Raw genomic sequence first — 17,779 nt, 5'->3', positions numbered from 1 at the left:
CCAGCAGGTTACGCCGCTTGGTTACCGGCGATTTAAGGATCTAGCCGTCGATCCTCTCGCGGTGCCCAGTCGGAAAATCTTCTTGGACCAGCGCGACGATGCGATCGCCAACCGTTTCGGGCGCTTTTACCGTCTGCGGGTCTTCCCCGGGATAGGCACGGGCCCGCATGGCGGTGCGCGTTGCGCCGGGATCGACTATCGCGACCCTGATGTTGCCCAGTTTCTCGACCTCCCGGGCATAGGATTCGAGGATGTTGTCGAAAGCAGCCTTGGTAGAACCATAGGCAGCCCAGTAAGCCCGCGGGGTGGCACCGACGCTGCTGGTCAGTCCGACGACGCGGGCGGCATCGGCTCGCTTCAGCATGGGATCGAAATTCGCGAGAAGCGCCTGGGTAGCGAGTGTATTGATCGTCATCGCCTGGCTGAACTGCTTCGGATCGATCTGCGTGACTGGTGTCAACTGTGGCAGGTAAGCTGCTGCGATCACGAGGTAATCAAGCGCGTCCCAACGTCCACGAATAGCCGTTGCGAGCCGGGCAACCGAGTCTGCCTCCATCAGGTCGAGCGGCGCGATGGTCGAGGTCCCGCCAGCGTCGTGAATGGCGTCTTCGACCGCTTCGAGCGCTTTGACATCGCGTGCCGTCAGGACGACATGGGCTCCGGCGGCCGCAAAAGCTTTTGCCGTAGCAGCGCCGATGCCGCGGCTTGCACCGGTGACGAGCGCCAGTCTCCCGGCGAGCGGTTTTTGATCAGCCATTACGCTGCCTTGTGGTCTGGAAATGTCAGTTGGGCGGCGGCTGCTTCAGTCGCCTTTAGATCGGTCAGCGGCGTCGGATAGTCGCCGGTGAAGCAGGCATCGCAGAATTGCGGACAGGACTTGTCACGATGTTCCGATCCGACAGCACGATAGAGACCGTCGATCGAAACGAAGGCGAGGCTGTCTGCCTTGATGAACTGGCGCATCGGCTCGACGTCCATCTGTGCTGCAAGCAGCTTCGCACGCTCCGGAGTGTCGACGCCGTAGAAACAGCTATGCGCGGTCGGCGGACTTGCCACGCGGAAGTGGACTTCGCTCGCACCTGCCTCGCGCATCATGTCGACGATTTTCATCGATGTCGTGCCGCGCACGATCGAATCGTCGATCAGGACGATACGCTTGCCCGCCACTAGGTCGCGATTGGCATTGTGCTTACGCTTCACGCTCGAATGTCGGATGCCGTCGGAAGGTTGGATGAAGGTGCGACCGACATAGTGCGAGCGGATGATGCCAAGTTCGAAAGGCACGCCCGATTGCTGTGCGAAGCCGATCGCTGCAGGCACGCCGCTATCCGGAACCGGAACGACCAGGTCGGCCTCTACCGGGCTTTCGATGGCAAGCTGCTCACCAATCGCCTTGCGGGCGGCATAAACCGACTGGCCCGCGAAAAAGGAATCGGGGCGGCTGAAATAGACGTGCTCGAAAATGCACGGCCGGGCGCGATGCTTCCCGAAGGGATGAAGCGATTCGATCTGGCCGTCGAAATCGACGCGAACCAGTTCGCCAGGTTCGATTTCGCGGATGAATTCTGCGCCGACAACGTCGAAAGCGACGGTTTCGCTGGCAAAGACGATCGCATCGCCCATGCGGCCCATTACGAGAGGGCGAATGCCGAGCGGATCGCGGCAGCCGATCATCCCTTCCGGCGTCATCACGATGAGCGCGTAGGCACCTTCGACCATGCGCAGGGCGTCCGTCAGGCGGTCGATTATGGTGGGATAGCGGCTCGTCGCCACAAGGTGGATGATGACTTCCGTATCGGAGGTCGACTGGAAGATCGCGCCCCGTCGCACGAGATCGCGGCGAAGCGTCTGGGCGTTCGAGATATTGCCATTATGCGCGACTGCAAAACCGCCGCTCGCAAGGTCGGCGTAAAGCGGTTGCACGTTGCGCAGGCCCGACCCACCGGTCGTCGAATAGCGCACATGTCCTGCAGCCATGTAACCGGGCAGTTCGGCGATCGCGTCGGAGCTCGAAAAATTTTCCGCCACGTGGCCGAGGCCTCGCCGTGAGTAGAATTCCGTACCGTCGAAGCTCGTAATGCCCGCTGCTTCCTGCCCGCGATGTTGCAGGGCATGGAGGCCGAGTGCAGTCGCAGCCGATGCGTCGGATGCGTTGATGGCGCCGAAAATTCCGCACTCTTCGCGCAGCTTGTCGCCGTCCAGGTCGAGGAAGGGATGAGTGCAATTCATAGCCGGAAATGTCCGTTGCGCCGCGCCGTTAGCTCGCCGGACCCAATGGCGATGTTACGACTCGATTACAAGGGGAGAGCATGCATGGTCGCAAGGTTTTCGTCATCACAGGTGGCGTGGCATTTCGCATTGCGCCCTCAACCTTGCGTCCTTACAGCGCCGGTTCAGGGCCCCATTGCAAGAAGCACCACGTTTTGATCCTGTCACCTTTCGAATGGATGATCGCCAAACGCTACCTCCTGCCGGGCAAGGGGGAAGCGTTTATCGCACTCGTTGCCGGCATCAGCGTCGGCGTCGTCATGTTGTCGGTCGCCATGCTCGTCATCGTGATGAGCGTGATGAACGGTTTTCGGGCCGAGCTTCTCGACAAGATTGTCGGCCTGAACGGCCATGCGATCGTGCAGGCCTATGGCGGGCGGCTCGACAATTGGGAGGATGTGCTCGAGAAAGTGCGCAAGACGCCCGGCGTGGTTGATGCGTCCCCGCTGATCGAGCAGCCCCTGCTGACGACTTTCAACGGCCGGGTCGAGGCGATCCTGGTGCGCGGCAATACCGCAGAAGACATTACCGAGCTGGGCGAAAAGGTCGTTTTCGGGAACATTGGCGATCTGCGACCCGGCGAAGGCAGGGTGGCGATAGGTTCGCGCCTCGCACAGAACATCGGTGCGCGTGTGGGCGACACGATCACGATCATCAATCCGCAGGGCCGATCGACCCCCTTCGGCACGGTTCCGCGCCAGATCGGCTACGAGGTCGCAGCGATCTTCGAGATCGGTGTCTATGACTATGACAAGGCCTTCGTCGTCATGCCCATGCAGGATGCGCAGACCCTGCTGCTGACCGGCAATACGGTTGGCATGATCGAGGTGAAGGTCGACGATCCCGACAATGTCAGCGAGATTCTGGCCCCGGTCGAACAGGACCTGGCTGGCCAAGCCGTCGTCGCCGACTGGAAAACAATCAATGCGACCCTGTTCGAAGCATTGCAGGTCGAACGGGTGGCCATGTTCTTCGCGCTGAGCTTCATGGTTGTGGTTGCAGCGTTCAATATCCTGTCGAGCCTCGTCATGCTGGTTCGTGCCAAGACCCGCGACATCGCGATCATGCGCACGATGGGCGCGACCCGGCGTAGCCTGCTGAAGATTTTCGTGACCACCGGCTTCACGGTCGGTGCCATCGGGACGGTTGCCGGTCTGATCCTTGGCTTCGTCGTACTCTATTTCCGGCAAGGCATCGTCGAGGGCATCCAGTGGCTTCTGGGTATCGAACTCTGGGATCCTTCGATCCGCTTCCTTTCGACCCTGCCGTCGCGCACAGATCCTGTCGAAGTGATGGGCATCGTCGCGCTGGCTCTCGTCATGAGCTTCCTTGCAACGCTCTATCCGGCATTCAAGGCGGCGAGCACCGATCCTGTGCAGGTCCTGCGTTATGAGTAATCCCGTCGTATCCCTGCGCGGCCTGAAGCGCTCTTTCCACCAGGGCGATGTGACCATCGAGGTGTTGCGCGGTGTCGATCTCGACATCATGCCCGGAGAAATCGTCGCGTTGCTCGGCCCTTCCGGTTCGGGCAAGTCTACGCTGCTTCAGGCGGTCGGATTGCTCGAAGGCGGTTTTACGGGCTCGATCGCCATTGCCGGGGAAGAGGCATCGAAGATGGTGTCCGACGAACGCACCAGGCTGCGGCGCGAGAACCTCGGCTTCGTGTACCAGTTCCACCACTTGCTGCCCGATTTCAACGCGCGCGAAAATGTGGTCATGCCACAAATGGTCGCAGGTGTTTCCCGCCAGCAGGCTGACGTTCGGGCGGACGAATTGCTGACCTCGCTCGGCCTTGGCCACCGGCTCGATCATCGCCCGAGCCAGCTCTCCGGCGGCGAGCAGCAGCGCGTCGCCGTGGCACGCGCACTGGCGAACCGTCCGAACCTCGTTCTCGCTGACGAACCGACAGGCAACCTTGATGAGCATACGTCGGATCGTGTCCTTGCCCAGTTCCTCGACCTGGTCCGGGGCGAAGGCAGCGCAGCCCTCGTCGCGACGCATAACGAACGGCTCGCTGCGAAAATGGATCGGGTGGTGCGCCTTCATGACGGCAGGCTGGACTGACGGACCCAATCCGGCAGTCATTCGTTGGGTGGATCAGGAGGATATGATGACCGACCATCCAAGCACTTACAAAGCCGAAGACACTTTTCGCGAAGGCATCGATTGGGACGACCGCGCCGCCTTGCACGAGGCGGATGATGGACAGGGACTGTTCGACGGAGCGAAGGCACTTCGTCACGGCACGCTTGCCGAACTCGTGCGGCACGTAATGCTTCTCCCGGAAGCCGATCGGAAGAAATACGCGATACAGAAAGCCGGCGATCGCAAGTTTTCCGCGGCGGAGATAGAGGCGCTTGCCAACCATCCGGATTTTCCGGGTTCGTGAAGCTGGCTGGTAAAAGCCTTTCGAACCGGCTTATTGATCCAGCTTTGGCCTTGAGGGGACAGCCATGACGACGATTTCCGACTTCACCGTTACCACCAACAGGGGTGAGGAACTCGACCTTTCCAGCAAGCAGGGGAAGGTCCTGCTTGTTGTGAATACGGCCAGCAAATGCGGCTTCACCCCGCAGTATGACGGGCTGGAAGAGCTCTACCAGAAATACAAGGACCAGGGCTTCGAAGTGCTCGGCTTCCCGTGCAACCAGTTCGGCGCGCAGGAACCGGGAAATGCCGACGAAATCCAGGAATTCTGCAAGGTCAATTTCGGCGTCACCTTCCCGCTAATGGAGAAGGTGGACGTCAACGGGCCCGATGCCTCGCCGCTGTTCGACTGGATGAAGGGCGAGGCCAAGGGCATCATGGGCACTACCGCGATCAAGTGGAACTTCACCAAGTTCCTGATCGACCGCGGGGGCAACGTCGTGAAACGCTACGGCTCGACCGACAAGCCTGCCAGCATCGCGAAGGATATCGAAAAGCTCCTGTGATGAATTTCGCGTGACGGCTGCCGATTTTGGTGGCAGCCATCACGCAGCGGGAAAAGGTCGCACCGCCTTTTGGGGAAGGTGCAATATATGGACCATGGGGGCAACGCCCTGACAGCGCCAATTGCGCAGTCGGAGCGTATCGACGAACTCGACGCCTTGCGGGGGTTTGCGTTGTTCGGCGTTTTGCTGGTCAACTTCGTCGGTTTCGCCGGGGGCGGCCTCATGGCGACTGACGCACAACTCGGCGCGCTTCCGACGGCGCAGGTCGACCACGTGACCGATTTCATGGTTGAATGGCTGGCGACGAACAAAGCCAACACATTGTTTGCAACATTGTTCGGCTTGGGTTTCTACATCCAAATTTCGCGCAATGGCGACAAGCCCGGCTTCGCTAGACGCTATTCGCGCAGGTTGCTGTGGCTGCTCGCGTTCGGTGTTCTGAACATGACGCTGCTGTGGGTGTGGGATATTCTCAATCTCTATGCGGTCGCTGGTTTTTTGCTGCTGGCGGTTCGCGGATGGCGGACGAGGACTCTGGTGGCCGTCGGCTTCATCCTGGCAATGCTTTCTAGTTCGGTCATGAATGTTCTTGCCGATGCAGCCGGGATCACCTTGATGGATTGGAATCCCTACAGCGATGCCGCGGTTATCGAGCGCCAAAAGGCCAGTCTTGCAGGCGACTATGGCCAGCTTGTCGAACTGTTTTGGCGTTATACTTGGGTCGAATGGTTTGCGGGCGGCATGTTCTTCTTCTGGATTGCATATGCTGGAGGGCGGTTCATGTTGGGTGCGGCCATAGGGCGCAGCGGTGTGCTCGACGACATTCCTTCACACCTCCCCGTCCTGCGGAAAATTCGCAATCTGACACTCGCGTTCGGCCTCGCGCTGGCATTCGTGGTGGTGGCGCTGGCCGAATGGCCTGAACAGCTTCTTGGCGGGACGGGCGAAACCGCCGCAGAACTCCTCAAGTCGCCCAGCGCGCTGCTGCTCGCGGCGGGATATGCCTGCATGGTGGCGACCGGTTGGCACACCCCGACCGGCAGGAAGCTTCTCGCGCCACTTCGCCCCGTCGGGCAGATGGCGCTGACAAACTACCTGATGCAAGGCCTTGCCTATGCTTTTGTCCTTTTTGGAGTCGGGCCTGGCCTTGCGCTTGGTGGCAAGCTGGGAACGTTGGCTGTGGTCGGCATTATTATTGCCTTCTTTGCGTTCCAGTCGGTGTTCAGCCACTGGTGGCTTGCCCGGTTTCGCTTCGGTCCGATGGAATGGCTTTGGCGATGGCTGACCTATGGCGGCTCCATGCCGGTAATAAGGCGTCGCGCGACAGGCTGAAGCCCACAGTTTTTTCCAGAGCAAAGCCCCTGCCGCCCTTGGCCACGAGGCGCAAAATACGCATATTGCGACGATGGCATTCGCTCCTTTCGTCCCGCTGCGTGTTCTATCTTCCTATTCGATGCTCGAAGGGGCGATCGACCCGAAGGGTATCGCCAAGCTGGCAAAGGAACGGGGGTTTCCCGCCATTGCGATCTGCGACCGCAACGGATTGTACGGGGCGGTTATGTTCGCCAATGCGTGCAAGGTAGAAGGCATTCAGCCGATCATCGGCACTCTGCTGGGTGTCGCCCGCGACGAAGAAGGCAAGCAGGTCGATTACCTGCCGCTCTACGCGCAGGACGAGGCCGGTTACGACAATCTGTGTCATCTGGTGTCGAAGGCACATCTGGACAGGCCGCTCGAATATGAACCGCATGTCCAGCTTGCCGATCTAGACGGACATACGGACGGGCTGATCGCGCTGACCGGTGCTGGCGAGGGCGCACTCACCCGCTTGCTGGCGGAAGGCCAGGCGGGGCACGCTGAAATCCTCTGCGACCGGCTGCAGGCTCTTTTCCGCGACCGGCTCTATGTCGAGCTCGCCCGTAATGGTGACGAGGTTGCATCTCGTGCCGAACAGGCCCTGATAGACCTCGCCTATGCGCGCGACCTGCCACTGGTCGCGACCAATCCGGCAAACTTTTCCGAACCGCACATGTTCAAGGCGCACGACGCCATGCTGTGCATCGCGAATTCGACGCATATCGAGGCAGAGGATCGCGTCAGGACCAATCGTCAGGCCTTCGTCAAGACGGCGAAGATGATGGAGGAAGCGTTCGAGGACCTTCCTGAAGCCACCGCCAATAGCGTGGTCATCGCGCAGCGCTGCGCCTATGCGCCGCCCTATCGCAAGCCGATCCTGCCAAGCCTCGCCGGCGATCTCGAAGGTGAGGCCCGGATGCTCGCCGAAGACGCTCGCAAGGGTCTGGAGGCGCGGCTCGAACCTTATGGCGAGATGAGCGCCGAAGAGCGCAAGAAATATTTCGACCGGCTCGACTACGAGGTCGATATCATCGTGAAGATGGGCTTCCCGGGCTATTTCCTGATCGTTGCCGACTTCATCAAATGGGCGAAAGACAACGATATCCCGGTGGGTCCGGGTCGTGGCTCGGGTGCTGGCTCGCTGGTCGCATGGGCACTCACCATTACCGATCTCGACCCGATAAAGCTCGGTCTGCTGTTCGAACGATTCCTCAACCCGGAACGCGTGTCGATGCCCGACTTCGATATCGACTTTTGCGAAACGCGGCGCGGTGAAGTCATCCGCTATGTGCAGCGCAAATATGGGCACGATCACGTCGCGCAGATCATCACGTTCGGCAAGATGAAGGCCCGTGCCGTGCTGCGCGATTGTGGCCGCATCCTTCAAATGAGCTACGGCCATGTCGATCGCCTGTGCAAGATGGTGCCCAACCATCCCACTGATCCGTGGACGCTTCCACGGGCACTGAACGGGGCGGCGGATTTCAAGCGCGAATACGACAATGACAACGAGGTCAAACGTCTGATCGACCTCGCGATGGAACTGGAAGGGCTGCCGCGCAACAGCTCTACCCATGCCGCCGGTGTCGTGATCGGCGACCGTCCGCTGGCACAGCTGGTCCCGCTCTATCGCGATCCACGGTCGGACATGCCGGTCACGCAGTACGACATGAAGAATGTCGAAAGCAGCGGCCTCGTCAAATTCGACTTTCTCGGGCTCAAGACCCTGTCGGTCCTGCGCAAGGCAGTGGCCTTGCTGGAAAAGCGCGGCATCGACCTCGATCTTTCGCAGCTTCCGCTCGATGACACGGCGGTTTACGACCTCATGCAGTCGGGCAACACGGTCGGCGTTTTCCAGCTGGAATCGGAAGGTATGCGCCGCACGCTGACCGCGGTTAAACCGACCAATTTCGGCGACATCATTGCACTCGTTTCGCTCTATCGCCCGGGTCCGATGGACAATATCCCGCTGTTCGGGAAGCGAAAGGCGGGCGAGGTGCCGATCGAGTATCCGCACGAAAAGCTCGAAGGCATTCTCGCCGAAACCTACGGCATTTTCGTCTACCAGGAACAGGTCATGCAGGCCGCGCAGATCCTGGCCGGCTATTCGCTCGGCGATGCCGACTTGCTCCGCCGCGCGATGGGCAAGAAGGTGCAGGCGGAAATGGACGCTCAGCGCCAGCGCTTCACCGATGGCTGCAAGGAAGTCTCGAATATCGACGCCAAGAAGGCGAATGAACTGTTCGACTTGATCGACAAGTTCGCAGGCTACGGCTTCAACAAGTCGCACGCCGCCGCCTATGCCTTGCTCGCGTACCAGACCGCCTGGCTGAAAGCGCATTATCCCGAGGAATTCTACGCCGCTTCGATGTGTTTCGACATGCATCAGTCGGAAAAGCTTGCCGTGTTCGTCGACGATGCGCGCCGGTATCCCAACGGCAATGGCGGGGTCGAAGTCCTGCCGCCTGACGTCAATCATTCGGAAGCGCGCTTCACCGTCGAACAGACCGATCATGGATATGCCGTACGTTACGCACTCGCAGGTATCCGCAATGTCGGCGAGAAAGCGATGGAGGCCATCGTTGCCGAACGTGAGGGAAGCGGACCTTATACCAGCCTCCAGGATCTGTTCGAACGGATGCCGAAGGGGGCGATGAACTCCCGCCAGCTTGAGGGCCTTGCCGCCGCTGGGGCTCTCGACGGGCTTGAGCCGGACCGTGCGAAAGTGTTCTCCAATGCTGACATGCTGCTGGCTGTGGCAGATGCTGCAGAGCGCGAGAGATCAAGCGGGCAGGCCGGGCTGTTCGGCGGCGAGGGCGAGGTGGAGGACAGCCTGCGCCTGAAGGAAGTGGAACCGTGGACCCGAGCGGAACGGATGGCCAAGGAACGCGAGAATTTCGGGTTCTATTTCTCGGCCCATCCCGTTCAGCAACATTGGCCGATTGCATCGGCGAACGGCGCGCGCACTTATCAGAGCCTGATCGAGGCAGGGGCGCCTCCAGGTGGTCGCTCGTCTGCCGTCATGGCCGCCATGGTCGAAGGTTACAGCAAGGGGCGGACGAAACGCGGTGCCGACTTCATCCGCGCGGATTTCTCAGATTCGTCCGGGCAGTTTTCGGCTGCGTGTTTCGAGGAAAGCCTGGTGCCTCAATTCGAACGGTGGGCTTCCGATGGCACATGCCTGTTGCTGACGGTCGAGCTCGACGCGCCCAATCCGAATGACCCGCCTCGTGTCACGGTGCGGGGCGCACGCCCTCTCGACGAGGTGAAAGGCGCGACGCGGATGATCCTCACCCTCGACGTACTGACACCGGAAGCGTTGACCGAACTGAAGCTGCAGCTGGGAACAGAAGGCGGCGGTGAAAGTGAGGTAGTGGCGAGGCTGGTGCTCGGCGGCGGGCGCGATGTTTACGTGCGGCTAGGCCGAAATTTCACGCTCGATGGCGACCTCGCCGAAAGGATCTCGGCGGTGCAGGGATTGGATAAGGTGATGCTCCAGCCCTTGCGGTCGAAGGCGAGCCTACGTCTCGTCGCCTGACTGCGGCTCAGGTTTCCTGACAAACGTATCGGTGTAGCGAGCGAGAAGCATCAGCAGGCTCGGCACGAACATGGTGTTGACGATGTCCTTGAGGTTGCCGACGGGTTTCAAGGGATCGTCATCGGCAATCGAATACTGGATGTCCCAGACTTCCCCCAGCAACGCGAAGGCAAGGACGAGCAGCCATGGTTTCCAAGTCGATGCGCGCCAGCCGAAAACCACGCAGCTGCCCAGGAAAATCAGCACCGACACGTGAAGGTGCAGTGCATCCTTGCTGAGGTCGGTCAATTCGACGAGTACGTCCTTGGCCTGATGAAATAGGATCATTTCCGGCCTCTGCCCCCGATTGCAAAGCGCGGCAAGCCTCGGCATGAAGGGGGCAAGTAACAACACGGAGAGGAATTTGATGCTTGGAGCCATGCAGGACTGGACCATGCGTGTCACCCATGTGGTCGATCACGCTGCTCGCGAAGCCGGCACGCGTGAAATCGTCACGCGATGGGCGGACGGAAGCGAAACCCGGACCGATTGGGCAGGGGTTCGCCGCGACGCATTGAAAATGGCGCAGGCCCTCCAGGCGCTAGGTATCAAGAAAGGCGACCGCGTTGCTAGCCTGGCGATGAACCATTCGCGCCATTTGGTGAGCTGGTACGGTGTCGCAGGGATGGGCGGCGTGCTCCACACGGTCAATCCACGCCTGTTCGACGATCAGCTCGAATATATCGTCAACCATGCCGAAGACCGTGTCATGCTCTACGATGTGGCTTTCCAGCCGATCGTCGACCGGATGAAATCGCGCTGGACCACTGTCGAACATTATATCTGCTACGACTCCGGCGAATATTCCCAGTCTTTCGAAGACTGGATTGGCGAACAGGATGGCGATTTCGAATGGGTCAGCGGGGCCGAAACCGACCCCTGCATGATCTGCTATACCAGCGGTACGACGGGCAATCCCAAAGGCGTGCAGTACGAGCACCGCTCGACTGTCCTGCATGCCCTGGCGGGATTGCAGCCTTCATCTTTCAATTTTAGCGCGTCGTCGGTAATGTTGCCGGTGGTGCCGATGTTCCACGCGGCCAGCTGGGGGCTCCCCTACGCAGGCGGTATGGCGGGCATCAAGTTCGTCTTCAGCGCCGTCAACGATCCGGCGGTCCTTCACGATCTGATGATCCGCGAAGGCGTGACCGACAGCGCAGGCGTGCCGACGGTCTGGCTGGCGCACTTCCAGTATTGCGACAAGGAAGGCATCGATCTTCCGCCCCTGAAGGCGGCGACGATCGGCGGCTCTGCTGCGCCGCGCTTCATGATCGAACGTTTGATGAAGAACGGGACAAGGGTCCAGCACGCCTGGGGCATGACTGAAACCAGCCCGATCGGGACCGTGGGCGGGCCGACCTGGAACTGGGATCAGCTCAGCTTCGAGGAAAAGGTCGAAATGACGATGAAGCAAGGGAGACCGGTTTTCGGCGTCGAGCTTCGCACCGTCGATCTCGACGACATGATGACCGAATTGCCCCGCGACGGAGAAACGTCGGGTGCCCTCCAGATCCGCGGCCCGTGGATCATCAAGCGCTATTTCAAGGCCGAGAAGGATGCGACGAACAACGAAGGTTGGTTCGATACCGGCGACGTCGGCATCATCCATCCCGACGGCACCTTGCAGCTTACCGACCGGACGAAGGATGTGATCAAGTCTGGCGGCGAATGGATCAGCTCGGTCGAACTCGAGAATGCAGCCGTGGGTCACCCCGACGTTGCCGAGGCGGCGGCAGTGGGCATGTACCATCCCAAATGGGATGAGCGCCCCGTCCTGTTTGTCGTCAGGAAGCCGGGAAGCGAGCTGACCAGCGGCGAAGTGATCGAATTCCTGACCGACAAGGTCGCGAAATGGTGGCTGCCCGATGCTGTCGAATTCATCGACGAAATCCCGCACACCGCGACTGGCAAGATCAGCAAGAAGGACCTGCGGGACCAGTTTGCAGACTATAAGCTGGAGACCTGAGGCATGGGCGACATAAATTACATCGACCCATCGCCGATCAATTTTCAGGCGTTCAAGGATTTGTCTCGCGACGAGCCGATCCACATGCTCAACCTGCTGCAATATCGTGATCTCGCCCAATATCCCGCCGGGCACGAGCATCACGGCAACGGGTGGACCGGCAAGCGCGCCTATGAGGAATACGGAAAGACCAGCGGGCCGATTTTCCGCCGTGTCGGCGGCAAGATCGTCTGGCGCGGCGTTTTCCAGACGATGGTGACGGGGCCGGAAGATCGCCGCTGGGACGATGGTTTCGTCGCCGAATATCCAAACAGCGGCGCTTTTTTCGAAATGATCAAGGACCCTGACTATCAGAAGGCGGTGGTGAATCGCACGGCCGCGCTTGTAGATAGTCGGCTGGTCCGGTTCAGGCCGGGCGAAGCTGGCGAGGGCTTCTGATCAGGCAGCTTCGGGTACAGGATCGCTTTGCCAGGCCGGTGTGGCCGGGCGGGCGAAAATGAAGATTCGATACGCCATCAAATAGGTCGAAATGGCAATTGCGGCTCCGGCGATGCCGTCCACGGCATAGTGCCAGCCCAATGCTATCGAGAGCGTGAAAATTACGCACCAGGCTGCAATTGCTGGTGCCAGCCAGCGGCGGTCGAGGGCATAGGCCGCTATGACGACCCAGCTGCTGGTCGTCACGTGCATTGAAGGCATCGCGGAAATGCCATTGCCAGCGCCGTAACTGCCGCTCTGGTAAAAATCCCACAGGTAATTGGCGACGATCAGTGTTTCCTGATTGTGCTCCATTCCGGAGAACCTGTGCCCATATCCCATGGCTTCGAAGAAGATCGGGCCAGCGGCGGGCAAAAGGCTGTGCACCACCGGCGCTGCGACGGACCAGAGCGCGAAGTAGGTCACGATGATTGCCGACCTGCGCGGCGAGGGGGGAGCGAAAGCGGCCACCAGCAGGGCGATCGCTATCGAGAAGAACCACGCCGGGTGATAGATAACGCCGGCGAAAGGCACATTCGCCCATGACAGCAGCGTCCATGGGTCGTTGCCGAGAAAAATGGCCTTGTCGACATTCGCAAGAAGGGGATCGGCCCAGAACGGTACCAGCTTGTTGAGCAGGGGCTTGATCCACATGAATGTGATCATGTTGATGCCGGCAAGGGCAACCAGCAATGCCGCTTCCATGATCCGGCGCCAGTTGGATTTCGCCATCCGAACAAGCGTTTGCGTCGGGCAGGCAACACGGTTCAGGACCATGCTCGCATATACGCCGATGAGCGTGAGCATGGTGGCGGCCGCCATCCAGGCAGGCATGATGGCCATTGCCGGGAGCAGATCTGCGATCGAACCTGCATGCCATGCAGCAAAGCAGGCCGGCGCCAGCGTCAGAACAATACAGGCGATCCAGGCTCTAACGTCGAGCATCGTTCGCGCTGCGTGGTGGCCATTTTCCATCCCCTCGCATTACGCCGTCTTGGTAAACATGCGGTTGAGATTTAGGCGCCGATCATCGTCACAACAGGCGCAACTGTCCTCCTGTTTCGGGTGGACGAAAGCGTGTGCAATCGAGTTCGAATTTCGCGCCAGTTGATTTGGTGGATAAGCCAGCGCGCTTGCACGCGATGCGAAACCGGGTCCGGAAGAGTTCGGCCCAAACCCCGCTCGGCTTGAGGCGCGTGAAGAAGTTGGGATCGTTGTCCTTGCCCGACCTGATCGAGCGCACGATGCCCATAACCTTGCCCGCGCGTTCTGGGAAATGGACGTCGAGCCATTCTCGGAACAAGGGCGCCACTTCGTGAGGCAGCCTCAACGGTATCCAGCCTGCACTATCGACGCCCACGGCAGCGGCGCGCTGTACGATCTCTTCCATGAACTCGTCGGTCAGGGCGGGAATGATGGGGGCGATCGAACAATGGGTGGGAACACCGGCTTCGACCAGATGTCCCAGTGCCTTCAACCGCTTCGCTGGTGCTGCCGCTCGTGGTTCGAGCATGGAGGAAAGCTTCGGGTCGAGCGTCGTTACGGAAATTGCGACCGCGACGAGCCGGTGCTTCGCCATTTCGGCCAGCAGGTCGATATCGTCGATGATCCGGTCCGACTTGGTCGTTATCGTGACCGGATGCCGGGCATCGAGGCAAACCTTCAGAACCTCGCGCGTTATCCGATATGTTCGTTCAATCGGTTGATAGGGATCGGTGTTCGTGCCCATCGCAATCGGTTTCGGGCGGTATTTCGGCTTGGCCAGCGTCTCTCGCAACAGGTTCGCCGCGTTCGGCTTCGCGAACAATCGGGTTTCGAAATCGAGACCGGGCGACAGGTCATGATAGGCGTGGGTAGGGCGGGCGAAGCAATAGACGCAGCCGTGCTCGCAGCCTCTGTAGGCATTGATCGACCGATCGAAGAATATGTCGGGTGACGTGTTGAAACTGAGGATCGTTTTCGGGTGTTCCTCGGTCACTGTCGTCCTGAGCGTGACGGGAGGTCCGTCGAGCGATTCCATGTAGTCGCGCCAATCGCCATCGGCCTCTCTTGTGGAAAGGCCGAACCGTGTCGGGACGCTACCCGATTGGGCGCCCCTGCCATGGATTGGTGCCTGCGACATGTATCGCGGATACGCCAATCATCGGAACGAAACAAGAACAACATCACGTGATTGCTTGCGTCATCTGCTCTTGGGAGCGGAGGCCGAAACTACTTTTCGTTCAGGCGGGGCATCAATTCCACGAAGTTGCAGGGCCGGTTCCGACTGTCGAGCTGTTCTGCGAGGATGCCGTCCCAACCGTCCTTCACCGCTCCATTGGAACCGGGCAGGGCGAAGATATAGGTGCCGCCGGCTACAATCGCGCAGGCGCGCGACTGGATGGTGCTGGTCCCGATGGTCTTGTAACTGAGCCAGCGAAAAAGCTCGCCGAAGCCCGGAATGTCCCGGCCATCATGTTTCGCCTTTACCCGATCGAGAGCTTCTGGAGTGACATCGCGCCCCGTCAGTCCGGTGCCACCAGTCGATACGATCGCATCGATCTGCGGATCGGCAATCCAAGAAGTCAGGCGATCTGCAATTACTGCCGCGTCGTCTTTCTCGATAACGCGCGCTGTAAGGACATGACCAGAATCCTTGATCCGGTCAGCCAGGATGTCGCCCGAGGTGTCGTTCTCGGCGGTTCGAGTGTCCGAAATCGTCAGGACAGCAATATTGATCGGTTTGAAAACGCGATCAGGGTCGATTGACATCGGACCCGCCTGCTACCCGTTTTCCGTTCAGGTCTGGAAACAGCGGCCAGATCCCCTGCGCAAGAGCTTGCCTGCTCGGCGATTTGGCGCCAGCCTGTCGTTCGTACATCCAGTAGTTGCGCATGACGATCGCGACGTATCCGCGCGTCTCCCAGTAGGGGATCGATTCCATATAGAGAAGCGGATCGCCCTGGTCGCGAACCTCATTGTTCCAGCGCGTAACCGGTGTGAGGCCGGCGTTATAGGCTGCCATAATTTTCGGCAGGAGGCCCTGCGTGCCCGGATTATCGCGCAGCATCTCGAGATTACGCTGGCCGAACGCCAGATTGACCTGCGGGTCGTTCAAATTGACGTAGCTCGCGTTCATGTCGAGCCGCCCGGCATGTTGGCGGACCGTGATCGGAGTGATCTGCATCAGGCCGCGCGCGTTCGCGGGGCTGACAGCCCGCGTCTGGAAATTCGATTCCTGAAGGGCGTGTGCGAAGGCGAGGGCGGGATCAACTTTCCACCCGTCGCTCGGTATCCATTTTGCCGTCGGATAACGCAGCGCAGGTTCCGCTTTCGCCCCATAGGGCGCGTTGTGCGCCATCCAGAGCTGGGTCTGCGGCATGCCGAGCTCGCGTGCGAGCCGTGACAGCGCGTCATACTCGTTCGGATCGCCTATCCGTGCCTGGTGACGCAGGACTTCGTCCGCCAGACCTGATCGCCCGATCTCGTTTAGCGCAACCGCAACCCGAACGTTGGGTTCGTCGCGAAGCTTTTGCCAATCGTCTTGCGAGAAATCGGCCGATGCCATTTCTGTCGGCAGGTCGATTCCGAGCTGTTCGTAGGCAAGCATGCCGTAAAGCGTTTCATCGAATTGCGCGGCAGCTTTCAGATGCCTGTCCGCATCGGCGGGACGGCGGCAACGGGTGAAGGCGCGCCCCGCCCAGAAATGCCCTGCGGATCTCAATTCCGGGTTCCTGGCGCCTGCGGCTGACCTGGCGAAGGAATCGGCGGCAATATTGCAGTCACCCAGGCGCCACGCGGCAAGGCCGGCAACCCAATCGCCCTCGGCAACCCAGTCGCCGCTACCTTCACCAACCCTCTGCGCCATCGCCAGCGATGCCGCGTCCTGGTTCTCGATGTAATAGCTCCATGCAACGCGCTGGCGCCATTCGGCTCTCGCTTCGGGGCTTAGACTTGCGTCGATACCGTCCAGCAACAGCCGTGCGCCGTCGGGATCGTCATTCTTGATATGGTCGAGGATTTGGGTCCGGACAGACGACGGCATCGTGCCATCTTCGACCGTCCGGGGAAGAATCCGCTTCGATGAATAAGGCTGGCGTTTGAAGCTTCTTTCCGTGGGCAGCGGCGGGATGTTTTCAAGGCCGCGTTTTGCCCCCAGCCTGCCAAGTTGCTCTGCTTGCGGGAGTAACGTGCCCTCATCGAACCATGCGGCTACCTGTTCTGCCGAAACCTTGGGGCTGTTCGCGTCGGTGTAGTATTCCGCTTTCGCGACCTGGTGCAGCGGTCCGGTTGGACGCTCTAGAAACAGGCTGTCGACCTTCTCCCAATCCTGCCGCTCGATCGCGCGGAAAACCTCAGAGTAAAAGCGACGATCCGCTTCGCTCAGCACCGCGGGAACCGCGGTCTGGCTGATCCGTGCCTTGAAATATTCTGCCGTGGTGTTCGATTGCGCAAACGAAGTGGCAGGCATCGCCACGCCAGCAGCAAGCAGGATTGACGAAGTTAGTCTAAACGCCGTTCGGCTCATGTCAGTTCGCGGTCCAGTCAAGCCATCTACGCCAGAAATTAGCCTTGAGCCGAGGCATGCCCATCATGCTCTCGAGCCCTTCGGCAACCATCAACGGAGTGCTGCCCGTTTCATGGTTTAATTCACGTAAAGATCGAGAGTCCTGCGCCATATCGTGCCCCAAAAGTGGCAGGATGTTTGCGCCGAATGCCAGAACGCGTCGTGGCGCGACCAGAGCGACATGATGTTTGAGCACTTCCGCATAACCGGCCTGAAGCATGGTCTGGCCATCGGCCAACGGTGTAAATCGGGGAAGGGCGGAAGCGATATAGACCCGGTTTTCGCCGATCCCCATCGCCTTCAGCATTCTGGAAAGCAGACGTCCTTGTGCCCCGCTCAGCAGTGTCTCCTCGTCGTTTTCTTCCGGATCGGTCACCAGGATCATCAGGTCTGCGCCCGGATTCCCTCTTGGTGCGACCCTGCCGCGCGGCCCGATGGCATCGAGGCCGGGCGCGGTCAGCCACCATTCGATGAATGACGGGAGGTCTGTCGGTCGTTCCCCAGCGAAAAGGCTAATTTTTTCAGGCGGAGCCGCCGGAGTGTCGCGTTCAGCCTGTTTCGGCTGCATTTTCGGCGCTTCGGCGCCACTTTCAACGTCGCTTTCCCCAAGCCAATCCGTAACGTCATCGTTGAATTCGCAATCCACGCCTGCATCG

The 17,779-nt window shown here is 60.0% G+C and carries 16 protein-coding genes; 8 read left to right on the top strand and 8 right to left on the bottom strand.

Annotated elements, in window-relative coordinates; translation table 11 throughout:
* Positions 1–40: 40 nt before the first annotated feature.
* Together AMC99_RS06475 and purF are read right to left on the bottom strand one after the other, a co-directional pair.
* A complete protein-coding gene (locus tag AMC99_RS06475) occupies positions 41–757 on the bottom strand; it encodes an SDR family NAD(P)-dependent oxidoreductase (protein WP_061924366.1) in 717 nt (238 codons plus the stop codon).
* Complete coding sequence (gene purF, locus AMC99_RS06470) at positions 757–2,229, bottom strand: amidophosphoribosyltransferase (protein ID WP_061924363.1); 1,473 nt, start codon at positions 2,227–2,229, stop codon at positions 757–759. The genes AMC99_RS06475 and purF overlap by 1 nt, the downstream gene beginning before the upstream one ends.
* A 194-nt stretch (positions 2,230–2,423) precedes the next feature.
* Here purF and AMC99_RS06465 point away from each other — a divergent pair, with 194 nt between their 5' ends.
* The 6 genes from AMC99_RS06465 (at position 2,424) to dnaE (ending at position 10,095) form a co-directional block, all read left to right on the top strand.
* Positions 2,424–3,665 carry a lipoprotein-releasing ABC transporter permease subunit gene (locus AMC99_RS06465; protein WP_061927788.1) on the top strand — a complete coding sequence of 414 codons (1,242 nt, stop codon included), beginning with the start codon at positions 2,424–2,426 and terminating at the stop codon, positions 3,663–3,665.
* Positions 3,658–4,332 (top strand): ABC transporter ATP-binding protein, encoded by a 675-nt coding sequence (locus tag AMC99_RS06460; RefSeq protein WP_061924360.1) that lies wholly within the window; start codon positions 3,658–3,660, stop codon positions 4,330–4,332. The genes AMC99_RS06465 and AMC99_RS06460 overlap by 8 nt, the downstream gene beginning before the upstream one ends.
* Before the next feature lie 46 nt (positions 4,333–4,378).
* Positions 4,379–4,657 carry a hypothetical protein gene (locus tag AMC99_RS06455; RefSeq protein ID WP_061927786.1) on the top strand — a complete coding sequence of 93 codons (279 nt, stop codon included), beginning with the start codon at positions 4,379–4,381 and terminating at the stop codon, positions 4,655–4,657.
* Between the two features lie 64 nt (positions 4,658–4,721).
* A complete protein-coding gene (locus tag AMC99_RS06450) occupies positions 4,722–5,201 on the top strand; it encodes a glutathione peroxidase (RefSeq protein WP_061924357.1) in 480 nt (159 codons plus the stop codon).
* A gap of 171 nt (positions 5,202–5,372) precedes the next feature.
* A complete protein-coding gene (locus AMC99_RS06445) occupies positions 5,373–6,533 on the top strand; it encodes a DUF418 domain-containing protein (RefSeq protein ID WP_198143584.1) in 1,161 nt (386 codons plus the stop codon).
* Between the two features lie 73 nt (positions 6,534–6,606).
* Positions 6,607–10,095: a DNA polymerase III subunit alpha gene (gene dnaE, locus AMC99_RS06440; protein ID WP_061924352.1), complete on the top strand. Its 3,489-nt coding sequence runs from the start codon at positions 6,607–6,609 to the stop codon at positions 10,093–10,095.
* Here the strand turns inward: dnaE and AMC99_RS06435 are convergent.
* Positions 10,078–10,422 carry a hypothetical protein gene (locus AMC99_RS06435; RefSeq protein ID WP_061924349.1) on the bottom strand — a complete coding sequence of 115 codons (345 nt, stop codon included), beginning with the start codon at positions 10,420–10,422 and terminating at the stop codon, positions 10,078–10,080. The genes dnaE and AMC99_RS06435 overlap by 18 nt on opposite strands.
* A gap of 79 nt (positions 10,423–10,501) precedes the next feature.
* Here AMC99_RS06435 and AMC99_RS06430 point away from each other — a divergent pair, with 79 nt between their 5' ends.
* On the top strand, positions 10,502–12,100 hold the full coding sequence (locus AMC99_RS06430) for a long-chain fatty acid--CoA ligase (protein WP_157058358.1): 1,599 nt from the start codon (positions 10,502–10,504) through the stop codon (positions 12,098–12,100).
* Between the two features lie 3 nt (positions 12,101–12,103).
* Positions 12,104–12,538, top strand: coding sequence for a DUF1330 domain-containing protein (locus AMC99_RS06425; protein WP_083440106.1), 435 nt, complete (start codon positions 12,104–12,106; stop codon positions 12,536–12,538).
* Here the strand turns inward: AMC99_RS06425 and AMC99_RS06420 are convergent, their stop codons facing one another.
* The 5 genes from AMC99_RS06420 to AMC99_RS06400 form a co-directional block, all read right to left on the bottom strand.
* Complete coding sequence (locus AMC99_RS06420) at positions 12,539–13,522, bottom strand: phosphatase PAP2 family protein (protein ID WP_061924346.1); 984 nt, start codon at positions 13,520–13,522, stop codon at positions 12,539–12,541.
* A gap of 88 nt (positions 13,523–13,610) precedes the next feature.
* The gene (locus AMC99_RS06415; RefSeq protein ID WP_061924345.1) at positions 13,611–14,699 is read right to left on the bottom strand and encodes a PA0069 family radical SAM protein; all 1,089 of its coding nucleotides are present in this window, start codon (positions 14,697–14,699) and stop codon (positions 13,611–13,613) included.
* Between the two features lie 89 nt (positions 14,700–14,788).
* On the bottom strand, positions 14,789–15,328 hold the full coding sequence (gene moaB / locus AMC99_RS06410; RefSeq protein ID WP_061924342.1) for a molybdenum cofactor biosynthesis protein B: 540 nt from the start codon (positions 15,326–15,328) through the stop codon (positions 14,789–14,791).
* Positions 15,312–17,027, bottom strand: a complete 1,716-nt coding sequence (locus AMC99_RS06405; RefSeq protein ID WP_232301523.1) for a lytic transglycosylase domain-containing protein — start codon at positions 17,025–17,027, stop codon at positions 15,312–15,314. The genes moaB and AMC99_RS06405 overlap by 17 nt, the downstream gene beginning before the upstream one ends.
* Before the next feature lie 58 nt (positions 17,028–17,085).
* The gene (locus AMC99_RS06400) at positions 17,086–17,769 is read right to left on the bottom strand and encodes a uracil-DNA glycosylase family protein (RefSeq protein WP_198143583.1); all 684 of its coding nucleotides are present in this window, start codon (positions 17,767–17,769) and stop codon (positions 17,086–17,088) included.
* Between the last annotated feature and the right edge of the window lie 10 nt (positions 17,770–17,779).

Origin of the sequence: Altererythrobacter epoxidivorans (genome assembly GCF_001281485.1) — a bacterium.
Classification (GTDB): domain Bacteria; phylum Pseudomonadota; class Alphaproteobacteria; order Sphingomonadales; family Sphingomonadaceae; genus Erythrobacter; species Erythrobacter epoxidivorans.
The sequence above is the reverse complement of the archived record's forward strand: the minus strand, read 5'-3'. Positions and strand labels throughout refer to the sequence as shown.